The sequence below is a fragment of the Halorientalis marina genome (assembly GCF_023028345.1).
Lineage (GTDB): Archaea > Halobacteriota > Halobacteria > Halobacteriales > Haloarculaceae > Halorientalis > Halorientalis marina.
Window position 1 is genome coordinate 1405398 of sequence record NZ_CP095487.1, and the last position, 17704, is coordinate 1423101.

Here is a 17704-nt window from a genome sequence, read left to right on the forward strand (position 1 = left end):
CCGTTACCCCACCAGCATCCAGGTGATCAGCGCCAGCGTCGGCAGTGCGACGGCGAACTTCACGCCCGAGATCAGATCGACCTCCCGGATGTACCCGGCGATGAACGACGAGAAGATCGCCTGGAGCGTGACGGCGTGGAAGAACAGCATCGACAGCATCCCCGTGTCGACGTTGCTCCCGAACTGCCCGCCACCGGCCGCGCTCCCGCCACTGCCGCCCGCGGAGCTTGCCTGGTTCGCCAGCCCGGACATCACGTCGAGGAACTGCGTTTTCAGCAGCGCCATCACGCCGAGCAGGGTGAGGTAGGTCATGATGATGATGACCATCTGCATCCGGGTCCGGGACTTCCGTTCCCGGTCGATGTCGTCCTGGTTCTCGGAGGCCTGTGCCGCGGTCGTCAGGACGTCCTCGATCTGACTCGAGGCCTCCTGGGCCTTGCTGATGAGCTTGACCGTCCGGGCCAGCCGCGGGATGTGGTACTTGTTGTTGAACTCCCGCATCGCGTCTTTCAGGTTGGTGCCGTACTTGACCTTCGCGTGCATCGTCTCGAACTCGTCGGACAGCGTCCCCGAGGACGTGTCCGAGACGACGCGCAACGATTCGAGCAGCGTCATCCCGGTGTCGTTGGCCGAGGAGAGCTTCCGGAGGTTCTCGGAGAGGTCGCCGATCACGCCGCGTCGCGACCGGACGTTCCACTCGTAGAAGATCGCCAACGGCAGGAAGTTGATGTAGAGTGGGACGTACAACCAGAAGAACGTCCCGCCCACCGGGTTGGCGATCATCCCGTCGATGGACAGCGGCGCGAGGCCGTACAGGATCGCGAGGCCAACCGCGATCAGCGACAGCGGGACGGTAAAGACGAGGATGATCGTCGGGTTGTCGCGGAAGAAGATGTGCGGGCGTGCGAGAATCTGCCCGAGTTCGTAGGACCGCTCTTTGCTCTTGACTTTCTCGAAGAGGGCACGCTCGCCGGTGAACCGCTCGACGAGGCCGAGGTTCATGACGTCGAGGCCCTCGCGGACGGCAACGTCGTCGCGGACCTCGTCCGGGCGGAGGTAGCCGTCACCGATCTCGTCCTGGGTGACCGTCGAGACGAGCACCAGGAAGCCGAGGCTGATCAGCGGGATCAGTCCGTAGACGGTCCCATAGAGGAGCATGTCCTGGGCCTGCCCCATCATCGACATGATGACGAGGATGATGATGAGAAGCAGAGGGAACAAAGAGAGGGTCATGTACATCTCGCCGAACAGTTCCATCGTCTCGAGGACCATCTCCTGTTCCTGCTTGGCCGTCCGCATGTGTTTCTCCTTCTGGTCCTCGAGGAAGCTCGTCATGTCACCCCCGGAGTTGATGATCGAGAGCATGTCCGTCAGGAACTGCGCGAGTTCGTCGCTCGGGGTCTGGAGCGCCTGGTTGCGGATGGCGGTCCGGTAGTCCGTATCGAAATACTCCGTCTCCAGGACGATGGACTGGAACTCCTGGGAGACCTCGCCGTAGGTGTCGTCGGCTTTCGCCATCGCCTGCAGGATTTCCAGTTGGTTCAGGCCCCCGACCGAGAGGGCGTACATGAACGAGATCGAGTCCGACAGCAGGACGTTGATCTCGCGTTTCCGGGCGCCGGCACGGAAGTAGGGGATCGACACGAGCGACCCGAAGCCGATCCCGAAGCCGATCAGCCCGAACACGAGACCCGTGACGATGATGAGGATCGGGACCTTCAGCGTCAGCAGGATCTCCGGAATCTGGGACTCCCCGAGCCCGAGCAGTGTCGGCGCATCGGAGAGGAAAATCGTGAAGATGGCGTAGCCGAGGATGGTTCCGACCAGCCACAGCGCGAGGCCGGCCAGCGCGCCTACCGCGAGCGCGCGCGAGAGGAACAGTTCGACGTTCTGGGGCATCCGCGCCTGGGCCAGTTTGTTCTCGACGGAGGCGACGAAATCGCCCTCGCCGTCGAACAGGTACTGGTAGAGCGGGTAGAACGTGTCACCGATACTACTCGTCCCACTGACGGTCTTCCCGCTACGCGTGTCGAGGCTCATCGATCACTCCCCCTCTTCGGCTTCGGCGCCCGCCTTGGTCACGAACTGGCCGAAGTCGATCTCGGCGTCGTCCGCCTCCTCTTCTTCGACCGGTTCGATGTCATCCTGGGTGTCGATGCCGGACAGCGCCTTGACGATCTCGGGCGTCTCCTTGCTCTTGAACCGGTCGAACAGCGGTTCGGCGTTCTCCAGGATCTCGTCGGTGTCCCCGAGCATTTCCTCGTTCGCTTCCGGCCGCGGGACCATCTCCTCTTTCTCGGGGTCGATGTCGATCTTGACCGACTCCATCTCCCGGAGGTCCTCGAGGCTCTCGGAGAGCTTGTCGTGGGCGATCAGCGTGATGATCGTGTCCGGGTCGTTGATGAACGCCTGGAGGGTCGCTGCCACCTGCTGGTAGGTGTTGATGTTGTTGTTGATCAGGTACGCGAGGACGACCTTCCGCTTGAACAGTTCCTCGTCGAGTTTCTCCTGGTTCCACCCGCGGTCGAACTTGATCTCCTCCAGGGTGTTGGACTGGCCCATCTGGATGAACGTGTCCGTCTCGGCCTGCCACTGGTAGACGTCCCTGACGTTGATTTCGTCGTGTTCCGCGGAGTACTCGTTGATCTCGGTCAGGGTCTTGTTTCGGCGCACCTTCTGGCCGTCGTTCCGCGTCTGTGTCTGGATGGAGACGAGGTCCAGCGCCGTAAACAGCGTCTTCGAGACGTTGATCGGCTCGGTCGTGAACCGCTTGATGACCTCGCCCACCGAGTCGGCGTGGAACGTGGTGTAGGTGGTGTGGCCCGTTGACATGACCTGAAAGAGGGTCCGCCCCTCTTCACCACGAATCTCACCCATGACGATGTAGTCCGGCCGTTGCCGCAGTGCGGCTTCCAGCAGGTCGAACTCGTCGACGTCGCCCGTGTCGTCCTCGCCGAAGGACGGCCGGGTGACGGACGCGACCCAGTTGCGCTGGGGCAGTTCGACCTCTCGGGTGTCCTCGATGGAGACGATCTTCGCGCTGGAGGGGATGAAAAGCGAAACGGCGTTCAGTGAGGTGGTCTTCCCCGACGCCGTCCCGCCCGCGAAGATGAGGCTCTTGTTGTTCTCGATACAGAGCCAGAGGAACGCCATCTGGTCGAGCGAGAAGGTGTTCCAGTTGATGAGGTCGATGGGGGTGAAGGGGACGTCCTTGAACTGACGGATGGTGTAGTTGGTCCCGTGGTCGGAGACCTCGCTGCCGAGCGTCAGCTGTGACCGCGATCCGTCCGGGAGCGTGGCGTCGACCTGTGGCTGTCGTTTGGAGATGCCCTTCCCGGACCGCTGGGCGAGCTTGACGACGAAGTCGTCGAGTTCCTCCTTCCCGTGTTCGACGTTGGAGATGATCTGTTCGTAGTCGGTGTGGTAGACGAACACACGCGAGTTGTACCCGTTACAGGAGATGTCCTCGACGTTGATGTCGTGTTTGATCGGGTCGATTTTCGAGAAGCCGATGAAGTCGCGTTTGAGCTGGTAGAGCAGTTTCTCGACCTGGTACTCGGAGAGCGTATCGGGGTCCTCTTCGAGGATGACCGGCTCGGGGCGAGCCTTGATCCCGCCGAGGTCGCCCTGCTTCTCCGGGAGTTCGACCTCCATGCCGAGCATCTGTTTCATCTGCCCGATGGTGCCGACCGACTGGCCCACGTCGTCCTCGTAGAGGTCGTACCGTTCGAGGAGGCGTTCGGTCTCGCGCTGGATGACCTGTGCGCGGTCCTCCTCGCTGCCCTCGACGACGACGTCGTCCTCGCTGTACTTGATCGCCGTCTTGAGCTTTCCAGAGAGGAACTCGAACAGCTCGCTTTCGATAGAGTTGAGGTGTGGCTCGATGACGTAGTACTTCTTCTCGTTTTCCTTCCGGGAGTGGAAGATAACGACACAGGAGTAGGGCTTGTTTACCCAGTAGCGTTCCAGTTCGGTAAAGTGAGATTTCTTCCGCAGCGGCACCGCTTTCTCCAGATCGTAGCGATTGACGACCGTCGTTCGCCCGTCGACGGTCGAGAAGAAGGCGTCCTCGTCCAGGTCCTCGTTGACGTCGACGGTCCGCTCGTCGAGGACATCGTCGACTTCACTCGCCAGTTCCTCGGCGAAACTCAGCACGCCCTCTACCTCGGTGGGGTCGAAGCCGAGTTCCTCCCCGGGCTGGAAGGGCTTTTTCTGCCCGTCGCTCGTCGTCGGCGGCTGCCCCTCCGAGTCGTAGTAGTACTCACGCTTGTAGTGTTCCCAGGTGTAGGCGTCCTTGGTGACCGGGAACTGATCGGGGTTGAGGTATCGCTGCCAGGGCTCGTCGATCCCCTTGGCGGCGCTGGCGCCCTGCAGGAGCTTGTCCTCCATCTTCCGCGGGTCGAAACCCAGGAACTCGGTCCTGTCGAACGGCCCGCCCGTGTGGAACTCCCGACGGAAGTCTTCCCACGTGTACTCACCGACCGCGGCGCGCTCGACGCGGGCGAGGACGGCTTCCGCCTCCGTATCACCGGCCTCGTCGCCCTGGGCCTCCGTCTCCACGCCGTCTGACTCGCCCCCCTCTTTGTCATCAGTTGCCATTAGTCTCTTCTCTAACGTTACGGGGGAAAAAACCTTATGTCCACCTTATCAAATGAAAGAACCCGCGTTCTATCGATTCATCGGGGTTCTCATCCCCCTCAGTTGCTCCTCTACCGTAACTAAGGGCTAACCGACTAGGCACCTCCTTATCTCAAACAATGATAATGGTACGCACACTCACGGGTGTCCTAGTACGTGAGAATGTCACGCGACGAACGATTCGAGTCGGGCCATCGCCTCCTTGAGTTCGCCGAGGCTCGTCGCGTACGAGACGCGGAGGTGACCCTCGCCGCCCTCGCCGAAGACGTCGCCGGGGACCATGGCGACCCGTTCCTCGTGGAGGAACGCCTCGGCGAACTCGTCGGCGTCGTCCCACGGACACTCGGGGAAGGCGTAGAACGCGCCCTTGGCCTCGAAACACTCGATGCCCATGTCCGCGAACCGCGAGAGGACGAACTTCCGGCGGCGGTCGTACTGTTCGACCATGTCGTCCACCTCGTCGTCGCAGTTCTCCAGGGCATCGAGCGCGGCGTGCTGGGCCGTCGTCGGCGCCGAGAGCATCGTGTACTGGTGGATGCGATTCATCCCCGTGATGGCCTCGGCCGGCCCCATGGCGTACCCGAGCCGGAGGCCGGTCATCGCGTAGGCCTTCGAGAAGCCGTTGAATACGACCGTCCGCTCGCGCATTCCCGGCAACGTCGCGATGGAGGTGTGGTCGTGTTCGTAGGAGAGCTCCGAGTAGATCTCGTCGGCGAACACGAGCAGGTCGTGCTCGCGACAGAAGGCGGCGACCTCCTTCAGCTCCTCGCCGGTCATCGTCGCCCCCGTGGGGTTGTTCGGGTAGCAGTAGACAAGCGCCTCCGCGTCCTCGGCACCTGCTTCCTCCAGCACCTCACGGGTAAGCTTGAAGTCGTCCTCCGCGCGCGTGGGCACGCGGAGAGGGTCGCCGCCGGCGAAGACGACACCCGGGACGTACGAGATGTAGCTGGGCTGGGCGACGGCGACGGTGTCGCCGGGGTCGACCAGCGCGCGGAAGGCGAGGTCGAGGGCCTCGCTCGCGCCGGCCGTGACGAGTACCTCCTCGTCGGGGTCGTAGTCCAGCCCGTACCGCCGCCGCTGGTCGCGCGCGATGGCCTCGCGGAGTTCGCGTTTCCCGCGGTTGGCGGTGTAGGAGGTCTCCCCCCGCTCCAGCGAGGCGATGGCGGCGTCGCGGGCGCTCCAGGGGGCCGAGAAGTCCGGCTCCCCGACGCCGAGCGAGATGATGTCGTCCATCTCCTCGGCCAGCTCGAAGAAGCGCCGGATGCCCGAGGGCGGCACGTCGTTGACGCGGTCCGAGAGCTTCATGGCGAGACCGAGAGGCGGTCGTCGTCGTTGCCGTCGCCGAACTCGATGCCGCTCTCCTTGTAGGATTCCATCACGTAGTGGGTGACCGTCTGGGTGATCTCCGGGACCGGCGCGACCTTGTCGCTGATGAACCGCGACACCTCGCGCATGGAGTCGCCCTCGACCTCCATGTCGAAGTCGTAGTCGCCGCTGACGAGCCGCAGGCCGGTGACTTCGGGGAACTTCGCCAGCCGGTCGGCGATGTCTGCGTAGCTGGTCTCGCGGTCGAGCGTGACGTTGAGCTCGACCAGCGCGCGGACCCGTTCCTCGTCGGTCTCGCCCCAGTCGACGACGGCCGTGTACCCGCGGACGATACCTGCCGCTTCGAGGTCCTCGATGGCCGCCTCGATTTCGCCCTCGTCGAGGTCGGTCTGTCGCGCCATGTCCTCGATGGTGTACCGGGCGTTCTCACGGAGCAAGGCCAGAATCTCGCCGCGACTGCTCATACCGTTACCCATCCGAGCGCGGACTAAAGGCTTTCTGCATCCCGCTCCCGTCGGTCCACGACACGCCGCGGCCGTGCGGACGGACTGGGGCGATTCCTGAGACGGTCACCACGAACGACTCCACCCCCGTGTCGGTCCCGACCTTGACATGTCTACACCGACTTATTTGTGCCCGTGTGTGGATTGTTGTCGCGGTGTGCGATAACATGAACGGACACGAACACGGACCTGACTGTGGCTGTGACGGGACGAGTCGGCGCGGATTCATGACCGGCTGTGGCGCGACGCTGGCGTTCGCCATCGCCGGCGGTGGTATCGGGACGGCGGTCGCACAGGAGGAGGGGCCCCAGCCCATCGGGCCGCTCCTCGACGACATGCCGGACAACTGGGGGCGGTGGGGCGACGACGACGAACTCGGCGCCATCAACTATCTCGGCGGCAGCCAGATCGCCGCGGGGATGGAGGCGGTGACGAGCTACGACCCCGAGAGCGCCACTCGGATCACGCTCCAGGACCCGATTACTGGCTACGGCATCGACTCGCTGGTCAGCGGCGCGGAGAACCCGACGACCGACACCGGCGACCCGATGTTCCCCGGCCGCTTCCCGGCTCGGCGGACGAACTGGGCCGACGCCAGCGACGAGACGGGGTCGCTCGCGACCGCCCCCGAGGAGGGCGGGATGGCCTTCGCCGACGACGCGTTCGCCGCCCCGCTGTACATCCAGGGGGCGACCCACGCCGACGCGCTCGGTCACGGCTGGTACGACGGCCAACTCTACAACGGCTTCGACGCCTCGACCACCCACACGGCCCGCGAGTTCGAGGAGGAAGTCTCCGGCATCAACAACATCAACGCACTCCCCGGCGACACCGAACTCGGCAACGTCGGCACGACCTACGGCCTCGGCCGGGCCGACATCTCGCAGGCCGCCGACGCCGGCGTCGTCGGCCGTGGCGTCCTGCTGGACGTGGGCCGACACATGGGGACCGAGGGGCCCGACGGGAACTGGCTCCCACTCGACCCGGCCGGGACGAACGAGGACGCGTCGATCACGCTCCAGGACCTGCAGGACACCGCCGAGGCACAGGGCGTCGAAATCCGGGAACGGGACATCGTCCTCATCAGGACGGGCGCCATCGAGCGCACGAAAGACCCCGACGCCGAGTGGCACGCGCTGGGCGAGCCGGGGCTGACCTACAGCGACGACCTCGTGCAGTGGGCCCACGACATGCAGATTCCCTACATGGGCGCGGACAACCTCGCACTCGAACAGATCACCCACCAGGTGACCGAAGACGACCTCGGTGACGGCCGCGCGGACCTCGCCGGGACCTACGTGCTCCCGCTGCACGGGGCCTTCCTGCGGGACCTCGGCTTGACCATCAACGAGGTCATGAACCTCTCCGAACTCGGCGCCCAGTGTGCCGAGGACGGCATCTACGAGTTCCTCTTCTCGGCGGCGCCGCTGCACGCCGAGATGGCGACCGGCGGCCCGATCAACCCCGTCGTCGTGAAGGCGACCGAGGGCGGCACGGACAACGGCGGCATGAACGGTGGCGGGACGGAGACGACTACCGAACCGGACGACGGCGAGACGACGACGGAGGCGGACGACGGCGAGGAGACGACCGACATGGACACCGGGACCGGCGGCGGGACGACACAGGCCTCCGGCGACGGCTTCGGGATCGCGACGGCGGCGGCGGGCCTCGCCGGGCTGGCGGGGGCCGCGGGCCGGGCGCTCCGGGACGGTCCCGCGGAGTGACCCGTCCCCGGTTCGGCGCGCCGTAGCAGCCCATAGGATTTAGACCGTCGAGCTACTCCCCGTAGCCGTCACATGGAGGGAGACACGCGACTGCACTCCGGCTGGCACGTCGTCGCCGAAGCCGAGGAACTGCCGACGATCATCGACACCGTCCTCTCGCTCGACACCGACCGGACCTACACCCGGTCGGAAATCGCCGAAGCGAGCGGGATTCCGCTGAAAACGCTGCACCTGAAAGACGACGTGGCCTACGCCGTCGAACTCGGGATGCTGGCGAAACACGACGACGACGGCGAGGAAGTCGCCTACAGCGTCAACCCCGACAGCGACGTTCTCGACGCGGCCCGGGCGTTCGGCGAGGCCGTCTCCGCCGCCCGCTCCGATTGACGGCCGCCGACCGCCGGCCGTGTGGGTGGGAGAAACTGTTGCTGGTAAACGTGTGTTTATTATTTGTGTGTCAGTCTCTAACGTCGTTAATTAACGATGGTCAAGGACGACACGATGTTCGACCGGCGGGAGTATCTCGCCCTGCTGAGCCTGGCTGCGGCGGGCGGTGTGGCCGGCTGTGGGGAGTCGGGACGGGGGACCAGTACGGCGACGACGGGTGCACCGACGGCGTCGTCCGGGCGAAGTACCGCAACTCCCTCGAGGAGAAAGAGCCGCTAACGCCCGAGGAAGTGTACGAACTCGACGTGGAACTGCGGCCGACGGCCCACACCTTCCAGGCGGACCACCGCATCCGCGTCCAGGTCACGAGCAGTAACTTCCCGCGTATCGACCGCAACCCCAATCAGGCGATGCAGGTCTCGGACGCCACCGAGGACGACATGGAGACCGCAACGCAGACGATCCACCACTCCGAGGCGCGCCCCTCGCGGCTGCAACTCCCGGTGATGGACAACTGATCGGTACGTCCCTCACTCGATTCCGTCCCGCTCGCGCAGTTCCAGCCGCCTGATTTTGCCGGTCGTGGTCTGTGGCAGTTCGTCGACGAACGCGATCTCCCGGGGGTACTCGTACTCGGCGAGGTTCTCGCGCACGAGATCGCGAATCTCCGCACGGAGGTCGTCGTCGCCGCCGACGCCGCTCGCGGGTTCGACGTAGGCTTTGATGATCTCGCCGCGGGTGTCATCGGGGACGCCGATGACGCCGGCCTGTGCCACGTCCGGGTGTTCGAGGATGGCCTCCTCGACCTCCATCGGCCCGACGCGGTAGCCAGCCGTGATTATCACGTCGTCCTTGCGCGATTCGAACCGGACGTACCCCTCGTCGTCGCGCTCGGCGAGGTCGCCGGTCAGGAACCAGTCGCCGACCCGCTTGGCCGCGGTCTTTTCGGGCATGTTCCAGTACTCGTCGAAGAAGACCGAGCGGTCGTGGGGCCGGAGGGCGATCTCGCCGGTCTCGCCCGTCCCCAGTCGGTCGAGTTCGCCGTCGTCGTCGGTCTCGGGGTCGATGATCGCCAGGTCGTAGCCCGGGAGGACCTTCCCCATGCTCCCCGGTCGGGTCTCGAACCACGTCGCGGAGTTCCCGACCGCGAGGTTCAGCTCCGTCTGCCCGTAGAACTCGTTGAGTGCCACGTCGTCGAAGGTCGACTCGACCCACTCGACGATCTCGGGAGTCAGCGGCTCCCCCGCGGCGGCGAACGTCTCGACGTCGAGGTCGTACTCCGCGGCCGGGTCCGCGACCCCCATCAGCATCCGGAGCGCGGTCGGGGGCATGAACGAGTGGGTCACGCCGAACTCGTCCAGGAGGCCAAAGGCCTCCTCGGGATCGAAGGACTGCTTCGGGAAGCCGACGACCGTCCCCCCGTGGTGCCAGGTGGCGAAGAGGGTGCCGCCGAGCGCCGCGCCCCAGGCCCAGTCCGCGGGGGTCCAGACCGTCGCCGACGGGCCGAGCCCCTGGTCGAAGTAGTTGAACGCCGCGGCGGCCCGGCCGAGCCACAGGGCGTGGCTGTGCAGGACGCCCTTCGGCGGCCCCGTCGATCCCGAAGTGTACATGATCGCCGTCTCGGTGTCCGGCGTCGCGTCGTAGGGGTCGAGGTCGACCGACTGGTTCTCCGCGCCGACGAGTACGTCCCGGAAGGCGCGCGCGTCGCCCGCTGGGTCGTCGGTCTCGATTTCGACGACGTGTTCGAGGTCCGGGCAGCCGTCCCGGACGGCGTCGATCTCGTCGCGCACGCTCGGGTCGATTACGACCGCTTTCGCGCCCGCGTCGGCCAGCCGGTACCGGAGCGCGTCGGGGCCGAACAGCACGGTGAGGGGGACCGAGACCGCGCCGAGTTTCCAGTTCGCGAGATGTGTGAGCGGGTTCTGGGGCTTCTGGGAGACGACGACGCCGACGCGGTCGCCGGCCTCGATGCCGAGGTCGGCCAGGCCCGCGGCAAGCCGGTCGGAACGGCGGTCGAGGTCGCCGAAGGTGTAGGACTCGCGGCGCCCGTCGGGGTAGGCCTGTTCCAGCGCGACGCTGTCGGTGTCGTGTTTTCGTACGAAATCCACGGCAGGATTGAACGAGTCGGGCAGGTCCCACTCGAACGCCGAGCGGGCCTGCTCGTACGTGTCGAACGACGGCATGACGGTCCAGGTCATTTTGAGGGCACCGTCGCCGCCCGCCGGGGTTTCCCTTTCGGTTTCGGTCCAGTGGGCGTGACTACGCCTCGACGACCAGTTCGGGGTTCGATTCCTCGTCGACGTAGTTACTGCCCGGCGGCGTCACGACGCCGACGGACAGCGTCCCCCCGGATTGGCCCTCGTCCAGGCCCAGCCCGTGGCTGCCGTCGAAGGCGACAGTCACCGACTCGGCGGTGATCTGCCTGACGATGGACTCTTCGAGCGTCGCACTCCCCGCCGACACGGTGACGGTCAGCCCGTCGACCGTCACCGTCTCGCCGTCGGTGTCGACGACGGTAATCTCGACGGAATCTCCCTCACCGCTCTCGACTGCACCGAGGGCGACCCGGTCGTCATCGCCGAACTCGACGGAGACCTCCGTCGCGGTCGCCATCGTCCGCTCGTCGTTATCAGCAGTTGTCGTACTCCCGCCGCTCGCCGAACAGCCCGCAAGCAGGGCCGCTCCGGTGCCCGCACAGCCCGCTAACAGCTGGCGCCGGGTCGGATCCGGACGTACCATTAACAACTCGTTTTCAATTGTGAGAAGTAAGGCTCCGGAACCGGTACCGATTCGAGGGTCTGTGACACACTCTTTCGATGGCGAGCAGCATAGCGTGGGCCAGCGGACTCGAAGGCTTTTGGTGTACGTGGACGTACTCGCGGGCATGGTCGCTCTCGGCTCAGAGGACGACGCGATTCAGCGTGGCGAAGCCGCACCCGACTTCGAGCTCCCGGGCACCGACGGGGCGACGTACTCGCTCGACGACTTCGCGGACCACGAGGCGCTGCTCGTCGTGTTCACGTGCAACCACTGTCCGTACGCGAAAGCGAAGTTCGACGAACTGAACCGCATCGCCGAGCGCTACGACGATGTCGCTGTCGTGGGCATCAATCCGAACGACGCCGAGGAGTACCCCGACGACTCCTTCGAACGGATGCGGGAACTGGTCGACGATGGCACTATCCGCTACGACGCGTACCTCCGCGACGAGAGCCAGGACGTGGCCCGCGAGTACGGCGCTGTCTGTACGCCGGACCCGTTCCTGTTCGCACGCGAAAACGGCGAGTTCCGCCTGGCCTACCACGGTCGCATCGACGACGCGCTGAATCCCGACGACGAGCCGACCGAGATGGAGATGCGCGATATCATCGACCGGCTGCTCGCGGGCGAGGAGATCGACGACGAGTTCAAACCGAGTCGCGGCTGTTCGATCAAGTGGACCGACGACTGAGCGCGTGACGGCGACAGGCGAAACGAATCGGCCGGCTGGTCCCACCGTGGGACCACGGCACTCCAGGCGGGTCCTCCGAGGTCATTTCGCCGCGGCGCCGGTCGCCGCGGTCGCGGGCTCTTCGGCCGGGCGCGGCGTCGCCACCTTGTAGACCGCGGCGGCGAACCACACCAGCAGGCCCAGCGCGATCAGGTACGCCCGGACCTCGACCGGGAATGTCGTCGTCGCGATGACCTGACCGGCCTCGTTCGTTACGGGAACCGGACTCGGATTCCCGATCAGTGCGTCCAGCGTTCCCAGGACGACGGTTCCGAGCAGCACGAAGGAACCGCCGACGACCATGGCGAGTTTGTCAGCTGTAGTGGGTTCGGACATCGTGATCACCCCAAGAGGTACTTCAGCCGCGGGTGGTTCTGTACCAGGTCCGTCTCCTCCAGGTAGGCGTCGAGGCCCATCACGCGACCGGCGCCCAGCACGATCAGCGTGACGAACAGCAGCAGGGCCATGAGGTCGCCGTTGACGAACCCGTGGGCCCAGTCGGCGTTCCCGAAGTAGAAGAACGTCATCAGGAACGCGCCCCAGAAGGCCGCGAACCGCACGAGGACGCCCAGCATGAGCGCCAGCCCGATGAGCAACTCACCGAGCGGGATCATGAAGTTCACGAACCAGGGGATGGTGTTCCCGGCCCAGACGGTGATGGGCGCCACGATAGTCCCCTGGGTCGCACCGGTCAGCCAGCCGGTCGCGCTGAACGGCTCCGCCCCGGCGTACCAGAGGTTGGCGTACTTTGTGAGGCCGGCATGGAAGAACCAGTACCCGGTCACCAGTCGTAGCATGGCGACCCAGTACCCGGTCCACGTGCCGGACAGCTCGAACGTGACGTCCCTGCCGAGAACGTCTTGAGTTTGTAATTGGTTAGTCATCGTCGACACCTCTACACGTGCATCTCGCTCCCCGACGTGTATGAATCAGTGACCCAGTTCTCAGAAGCCTGGAATCGCTAAGCCATCAGCTACTGTTCGATACTTACTAAGACCCATCGTGAACACGTTCGGGCTCACCTGGCTCCCGTCCCATCTCCAGGGACAACCGCGTGACGACTGGCCGAGTGACTGCGGACGCGGTGGTCGCCGCCGGCCCGGTTCGAGGGCCACACCGTTTTGCCCTCCCCGCCCGAACCCCGGGCCATGACCGACGAGATCGTTCCGGCCGCGACCGCCGAGTTCGCCCGTACTCTCGGCCCCGAACCCGACGACGTGCTCGAGGCGATGGACGCACAGGCCAACGAGGAAGGGTTTCCAACGGTCGGGCCGGCGGTCGGGGGGTGGCTCCAGTTGCTCGCGCGCATGGTCGATGCCGAGCGGGTATTCGAGTTCGGCTCCGGTTTCGGCTACTCTGCGTACTGGTTCGCCCGCGCACTCCCTGTGGACGGCGAAATCGTGCTGACGGAGGTCGACGCGGACGAACTCGACCAGGCCCGCGAGTACATGAGCCGCGGCGGCTTCGACGACCACGCGCGCTACGAACTCGGCGACGCCATCGAGACGGTCGACGACTACGACGGCCCGTTCGACGTAGTGTTGATCGACAACGAGAAACACCGCTACCGGGAGGCGTTCGCGGCCGTCCGCGAGAAGGTCGCGCCCGGCGGGGTCGTCGTCGCGGACAACGCGATGACCGCCGGCCCGATGGACTTCGCGGCCCTCCGAGCGCTCGTCGCCGGCGAGTCCGTCGACACTGACGAGCACACGCGGGGCGTGGCCGAGTACCTCGACCACGTCGGCACGGACCCCGATTTCGAGACCGTGCTCTTGCCCCTCGGGGAAGGCGTCGCGGTGAGCCACCGGACCCATTGAGGCCGGCCGCTGTCGGCGACGCTCGCCGGCGCCACCGCCGGACGTTACAGGTTTTGATACTCGCTGGGGACCAGTTATATAGGTTCCGCGGATACGTCACGAGTAACCGGATCACCATGAGCGAGTTGATGATCGACATCCGGAAGTTGAGTATTTTCAATAAGATGGCGAAGGAGGGTGGGAACACGGTCGCGAGCCACATGAGCCAGATGACGGGGATGGAGACGGAGATGGAGATCACGAAGATCAACTTCATCGATATCCCGGATATCAAAACCCACGTGGGCGACGAGGAGCAGATCGGCATCTACATCGAGATGCTCGAACCGCCCCACGGGCACGTCCTGTTTCTGTTCAACTCCGAGAGCGCGAAACTGCTCGCCGGCGGGATGCTCGGCGAGATGGGGGGTGCCGAGCCGGACGCCGACGGGTTCACCGAGATGGAGAAAAGCGCGATCCAGGAGATCGGCAACATCATGACCAGCGGCTTCATCGACGGGTGGGCGAACGTTCTGGAGACGACCATCGACATGTCCACACCGAACTTCACGTTCGGTCCCGGCAGCGGCACCGTCGACGAGATCATCGGCGACCGCGAGGGCGACATGGCACTCATGTTCGACTCCCGCGTTCACGCCCAGGACGCGGACATCAACGTCAAGGTCTACACGTTCCCGCAACTGGCCGAACTGGTCGATCTGATGCAACGCCTCGAAGCCTGAGCTGGGCGATTCCGCCGCCAGAACTCTACTGAGTCGTGTGAACACGTCACCTGGGGAAAAAACATTAGCGATGCGCCTCTGGTTTACGCTATGCCAGGAGGTACTGACCAGACGTTGCGGCCGTTCTTGTGGCGCGCGGAGAAACTGTATCCCGACACGGAGATCGTCTCCCGCACTCACCAGGGGATCGAGCGGTACGACTACACCGAGTACAGCGAACGCACGGCACAGCTCGCCCACGCGATGGACGAGACCGGCGTCCCGGACGACGCGCGGGTCGCCACGTTCTGCTGGAACCACAACCGACACTTCGAGACCTACTTCGCGATTCCGACGACGGGCAAGCAGCTGCACCTGATCAACCCGCTGCTCCCCGACGAGCACATCCAGTACATCGTCGGCAACGCCGAGGACCGGATCATCTTCGTCGACCCGTCGCTACTGGAGAAACTGGAGGGTGCGGCCCAGAGTGCGGACGAGTTCGACAACGTAGAGCAGTTCGTCGTCATCGGCGACGAGGTGCCCGAGACCGGCCTCGAACCCGTCACCGACTACGAGTCGTTCATCGAGGGTCACCCCACGGACTACGACTGGCCGACGCTGGACGAGGACCGACCGGCCGGGATGTGTTACACCTCGGGGACGACGGGCAAGCCCAAGGGCGTCGAGTACACCCACAAGATGCTCTGGAGCCACACGATGACCACCCTGACGCCCCAGGGGATCCCGATGGCCGACGACGACGTGGTGATGCCGGTGGTACCGATGTTCCACGTCAACGCGTGGGGGATGCCCTTCACCGCGACGGCGGCCGGGTCCAAGCACGTCTACCCCGGCCCGTCCCCGGAGCCCGAGGACCTCGCGCACCTCATCGAGGAGGAGGGCGTCACTATCACCGCCGGCGTCCCGACGGTGTGGCTGGGCCTGCAGGAGTACATCCAGGCCGGTAACGACGTGGACCTCTCGACGCTCGACACGGTGATCATCGGCGGGAGCGCGGCGCCGAAGGCGATGATCGAGTGGTTCGACGAGCGCGACGTGGAAGTGCTCCACGCGTGGGGGATGACCGAGATGTCCCCCATCGGCTCCGTCGGCCACCTCAAAAGCGACCTGGAGGACGCCGACTACGACACGCAGGTCGAAAAACGAGCCAAGCAGGGCCTGTCCGTGCCGGGACTGGAGTGGAAGGTCATCGACGACGAGGGCAACGAGATCGAGGAGAACGGCGAGGACTTCGGTGAACTGTACGTCCGCGGTCCCTGGGTGACCAAGGAGTACTTCAAACGGCCGGAGGCCAACGAGGAGGACTTCGAGGACGGCTGGCTCAAGACCGGCGACGTGGTGACCATCGACGAGGACGGCTACATCAAGATCGTCGACCGTGCGAAAGACGTGATCAAGTCCGGCGGCGAGTGGATCTCCAGCGTCGAACTGGAGAACGCCATCATGGCCCACGACGACGTGAAAGAAGCAGCCGTCGTCGGCGTGCCCCACGAGCGCTGGCAGGAACGGCCCGTCGCGTTCGTCGTGCCGATGGAGGGCGCCGACCCGACGCGACTGGAACGCGAGATCACGGAGATGATCGAGGAGGACTACCCCAAGTGGTGGATGCCCGACGACTTCATCAACATCGACGAAGTCCCCAAGACCGCAACGGGGAAGTTCTCGAAGAAGGACCTCCGCGAGGAGTACGCCGACCAAGACCTCGTCGAAGGGCAGGTGCCCGACGAGGCCGCACCTGACGACGACTGAGGCACCCGAATACACCGCTTTCTTTCGCCGTCACCACCTCACCAGCGGCGGCCACCGCCGGAACCGTGCGTGGTGTTCCGCACCGCAAGAAACTTAAATTTAGTTTATAGTTTATCGGGTTCCGCACGTTATTTGTGGCTACGACCCTTCCTGTTGGTGAGTATGGATTTGCTGACCGAGGACGTCGTTCCGGCGGACGCCCGGGACGTCAAGGCGGAGGCGCGGGAGTTCGCCGAGGAGCACATCGAGCCCAACGCCGAGGAGTACCACGAGTCCGGCGAGTACCCCTGGGAGGTGCTGGAGGCGGGGATGGACGCGGGGCTGATCGCACAGGACATCAGCGAGGAGTACGGCGGCCGCGGGCTCTCCCTGCACGAAATCCTGGCGATGGCCGAGGAGTTCTACAGGGCCGACGCGGGGATCGCCCTGACGATGCAGCTGGCGAGTTTCGGGGCCGAGATCACTCAGGAGTACGGCTCCGAGGAACAGAAAGAGGAGTACCTGCGCCCGGTCGCGGAGAACGACCAGCTCACGGGCCTGGCGGTCTCGGAACCGGACACCGGGAGCGACCTGGCCGGGATGGAAACGACCGCCGAGAAAGACGGCGACGAGTACGTCCTCAACGGCGAGAAGTACTGGATCGGCAACGGCGTCGAGGCCGACTGGGTGACGCTGTACGCCAAGACCGGCGACGACGAGAACAACCGGTACGGTAACTACTCGCTTTTCATCGTCCCGACGGACACGGACGGCTACGAGGCCGAACACATCCCCGAAAAGATCGGCTTTCGCGCCTCCAAGCAGGCTCACATCCACCTGAACGACGCGCGGGTGCCCGCCGAGAACGTCATCGGCAACGAGGGCGCCGGCTTCTACATGCTCGCGGACTTCTTCAACCACGGGCGCGTGGTCGTGGGCGGGCACGGCCTCGGGCTGGCCGCGGCGGCCATCGAGGAGACCTACGACTTCGTCCACGGGCGCAAGGCATTCGGGCGCAACGTCAGCGAGTTCCAGAAGGTCCAGCACATCCTCGCGGACATGCGCACGGAGTTCGAGGCTGCTCGAACGCTCAACTGGCGCGCGGCCGACCACGTCGCCAACGACGACAACGCCGGTTTCTGGGCCGCCCAGGCCAAAGTCAAGTCCACGGAGACGGCCGACATGTGCGCCGAACGCGGGATGCAGCTCCACGGCGGGCGCTCGGTACTCAAGGAGAACCGTATCTCGCGGGTCTACCGCGACGTGCGCATCCCGGTCATCTACGAGGGTGCGAACGAGATTCAGCGGAACCTCATCTACGGTCAGTGGTGAGGCAGTGAGGGCGCCGGGTCGGGGGCCGGGA

At 65.1% G+C, this 17704-nt stretch carries 16 protein-coding genes; 8 read left to right on the forward strand and 8 right to left on the reverse strand.

The features are described 5' to 3' along the window. Positions 1-3: 3 nt before the first annotated feature. The 4 genes from MUG96_RS07150 to MUG96_RS07165 all read right to left on the reverse strand — a co-directional run bounded on the left by MUG96_RS07150 (position 4) and on the right by MUG96_RS07165 (position 6428). The gene (locus MUG96_RS07150; protein WP_246987839.1) at positions 4-2040 is read right to left on the reverse strand and encodes a type II secretion system F family protein; all 2037 of its coding nucleotides are present in this window, start codon (positions 2038-2040) and stop codon (positions 4-6) included. A gap of 3 nt (positions 2041-2043) precedes the next feature. Further along, entirely contained in the window at positions 2044-4599 is a 2556-nt protein-coding gene (locus MUG96_RS07155) for a type II/IV secretion system ATPase subunit (RefSeq protein WP_246987841.1), read from the reverse strand. A 204-nt stretch (positions 4600-4803) separates the two neighbouring features. Then, entirely contained in the window at positions 4804-5943 is a 1140-nt protein-coding gene (locus MUG96_RS07160; protein WP_246987843.1) for a pyridoxal phosphate-dependent aminotransferase, read from the reverse strand. Then, a complete protein-coding gene (locus tag MUG96_RS07165; RefSeq protein ID WP_246987845.1) occupies positions 5940-6428 on the reverse strand; it encodes an Lrp/AsnC family transcriptional regulator in 489 nt (162 codons plus the stop codon). The genes MUG96_RS07160 and MUG96_RS07165 overlap by 4 nt, the downstream gene beginning before the upstream one ends. 206 nt (positions 6429-6634) lie before the next feature. Here MUG96_RS07165 and MUG96_RS07170 point away from each other — a divergent pair, with 206 nt between their 5' ends. The 3 genes from MUG96_RS07170 to MUG96_RS07180 all read left to right on the forward strand — a co-directional run bounded on the left by MUG96_RS07170 (position 6635) and on the right by MUG96_RS07180 (position 9099). Further along, positions 6635-8194 (forward strand): cyclase family protein, encoded by a 1560-nt coding sequence (locus MUG96_RS07170; protein ID WP_246987847.1) that lies wholly within the window; start codon positions 6635-6637, stop codon positions 8192-8194. A 72-nt stretch (positions 8195-8266) separates the two neighbouring features. After that, on the forward strand, positions 8267-8581 hold the full coding sequence (locus MUG96_RS07175) for a hypothetical protein (protein ID WP_246987849.1): 315 nt from the start codon (positions 8267-8269) through the stop codon (positions 8579-8581). A gap of 65 nt (positions 8582-8646) precedes the next feature. Further along, positions 8647-9099, forward strand: a complete 453-nt coding sequence (locus MUG96_RS07180; protein ID WP_246987851.1) for a CocE/NonD family hydrolase — start codon at positions 8647-8649, stop codon at positions 9097-9099. Positions 9100-9111: 12 nt separating this feature from the next. On the opposite strand, the gene MUG96_RS07185 is transcribed toward MUG96_RS07180, so the two are convergent. Both MUG96_RS07185 and MUG96_RS07190 read right to left on the reverse strand, forming a co-directional pair. Beyond that, complete coding sequence (locus MUG96_RS07185; protein WP_246987853.1) at positions 9112-10779, reverse strand: acetate--CoA ligase; 1668 nt, start codon at positions 10777-10779, stop codon at positions 9112-9114. A gap of 61 nt (positions 10780-10840) precedes the next feature. After that, on the reverse strand, positions 10841-11320 hold the full coding sequence (locus MUG96_RS07190) for a hypothetical protein (protein WP_246987855.1): 480 nt from the start codon (positions 11318-11320) through the stop codon (positions 10841-10843). 145 nt (positions 11321-11465) lie between these two features. Here MUG96_RS07190 and MUG96_RS07195 point away from each other — a divergent pair, with 145 nt between their 5' ends. Then, positions 11466-12032, forward strand: a complete 567-nt coding sequence (locus MUG96_RS07195) for a thioredoxin family protein (RefSeq protein WP_246987857.1) — start codon at positions 11466-11468, stop codon at positions 12030-12032. An 81-nt stretch (positions 12033-12113) separates the two neighbouring features. On the opposite strand, the gene MUG96_RS07200 is transcribed toward MUG96_RS07195, so the two are convergent. Together MUG96_RS07200 and MUG96_RS07205 are read right to left on the reverse strand one after the other, a co-directional pair. Continuing rightward, positions 12114-12407, reverse strand: coding sequence for a hypothetical protein (locus MUG96_RS07200; RefSeq protein ID WP_246987859.1), 294 nt, complete (start codon positions 12405-12407; stop codon positions 12114-12116). Between the two features lie 5 nt (positions 12408-12412). Then, complete coding sequence (locus MUG96_RS07205) at positions 12413-12955, reverse strand: DoxX family protein (RefSeq protein WP_246987861.1); 543 nt, start codon at positions 12953-12955, stop codon at positions 12413-12415. Between the two features lie 264 nt (positions 12956-13219). On the opposite strand from MUG96_RS07205, the gene MUG96_RS07210 reads away from it, so the two are divergent. From MUG96_RS07210 to MUG96_RS07225, 4 genes are all read left to right on the forward strand, one after another. Further along, the gene (locus MUG96_RS07210) at positions 13220-13888 is read left to right on the forward strand and encodes an O-methyltransferase (protein WP_246987863.1); all 669 of its coding nucleotides are present in this window, start codon (positions 13220-13222) and stop codon (positions 13886-13888) included. A 128-nt stretch (positions 13889-14016) separates the two neighbouring features. Next, positions 14017-14610: a chemotaxis protein CheC gene (locus MUG96_RS07215; RefSeq protein ID WP_246988644.1), complete on the forward strand. Its 594-nt coding sequence runs from the start codon at positions 14017-14019 to the stop codon at positions 14608-14610. Positions 14611-14700: 90 nt separating this feature from the next. Then, positions 14701-16362 carry a long-chain fatty acid--CoA ligase gene (locus tag MUG96_RS07220; protein ID WP_246987865.1) on the forward strand — a complete coding sequence of 554 codons (1662 nt, stop codon included), beginning with the start codon at positions 14701-14703 and terminating at the stop codon, positions 16360-16362. A 162-nt stretch (positions 16363-16524) separates the two neighbouring features. Then, positions 16525-17673, forward strand: coding sequence for an acyl-CoA dehydrogenase family protein (locus MUG96_RS07225; RefSeq protein ID WP_246987867.1), 1149 nt, complete (start codon positions 16525-16527; stop codon positions 17671-17673). Positions 17674-17704 lie beyond the last annotated feature (31 nt).

Bases quoted from the DNA above. Each gene is read 5' to 3' on its own strand.
- MUG96_RS07150 (WP_246987839.1), bottom strand. From the start codon at position 2,040: ATGAGCCTCGACACGCGTAGCGGGAAGACCGTCAGTGGGACGAGTAGT.
- MUG96_RS07155 (WP_246987841.1), bottom strand. From the start codon at position 4,599: ATGGCAACTGATGACAAAGAGGGGGGCGAGTCAGACGGCGTGGAGACG.
- MUG96_RS07160 (WP_246987843.1), bottom strand. From the start codon at position 5,943: ATGAAGCTCTCGGACCGCGTCAACGACGTGCCGCCCTCGGGCATCCGG.
- MUG96_RS07165 (WP_246987845.1), bottom strand. From the start codon at position 6,428: ATGAGCAGTCGCGGCGAGATTCTGGCCTTGCTCCGTGAGAACGCCCGG.
- MUG96_RS07170 (WP_246987847.1), top strand. From the start codon at position 6,635: ATGAACGGACACGAACACGGACCTGACTGTGGCTGTGACGGGACGAGT.
- MUG96_RS07175 (WP_246987849.1), top strand. From the start codon at position 8,267: ATGGAGGGAGACACGCGACTGCACTCCGGCTGGCACGTCGTCGCCGAA.
- MUG96_RS07185 (WP_246987853.1), bottom strand. From the start codon at position 10,779: ATGACCTGGACCGTCATGCCGTCGTTCGACACGTACGAGCAGGCCCGC.
- MUG96_RS07190 (WP_246987855.1), bottom strand. From the start codon at position 11,320: ATGGTACGTCCGGATCCGACCCGGCGCCAGCTGTTAGCGGGCTGTGCG.
- MUG96_RS07195 (WP_246987857.1), top strand. From the start codon at position 11,466: ATGGTCGCTCTCGGCTCAGAGGACGACGCGATTCAGCGTGGCGAAGCC.
- MUG96_RS07200 (WP_246987859.1), bottom strand. From the start codon at position 12,407: ATGTCCGAACCCACTACAGCTGACAAACTCGCCATGGTCGTCGGCGGT.
- MUG96_RS07205 (WP_246987861.1), bottom strand. From the start codon at position 12,955: ATGACTAACCAATTACAAACTCAAGACGTTCTCGGCAGGGACGTCACG.
- MUG96_RS07210 (WP_246987863.1), top strand. From the start codon at position 13,220: ATGACCGACGAGATCGTTCCGGCCGCGACCGCCGAGTTCGCCCGTACT.
- MUG96_RS07215 (WP_246988644.1), top strand. From the start codon at position 14,017: ATGATCGACATCCGGAAGTTGAGTATTTTCAATAAGATGGCGAAGGAG.
- MUG96_RS07220 (WP_246987865.1), top strand. From the start codon at position 14,701: ATGCCAGGAGGTACTGACCAGACGTTGCGGCCGTTCTTGTGGCGCGCG.
- MUG96_RS07225 (WP_246987867.1), top strand. From the start codon at position 16,525: ATGGATTTGCTGACCGAGGACGTCGTTCCGGCGGACGCCCGGGACGTC.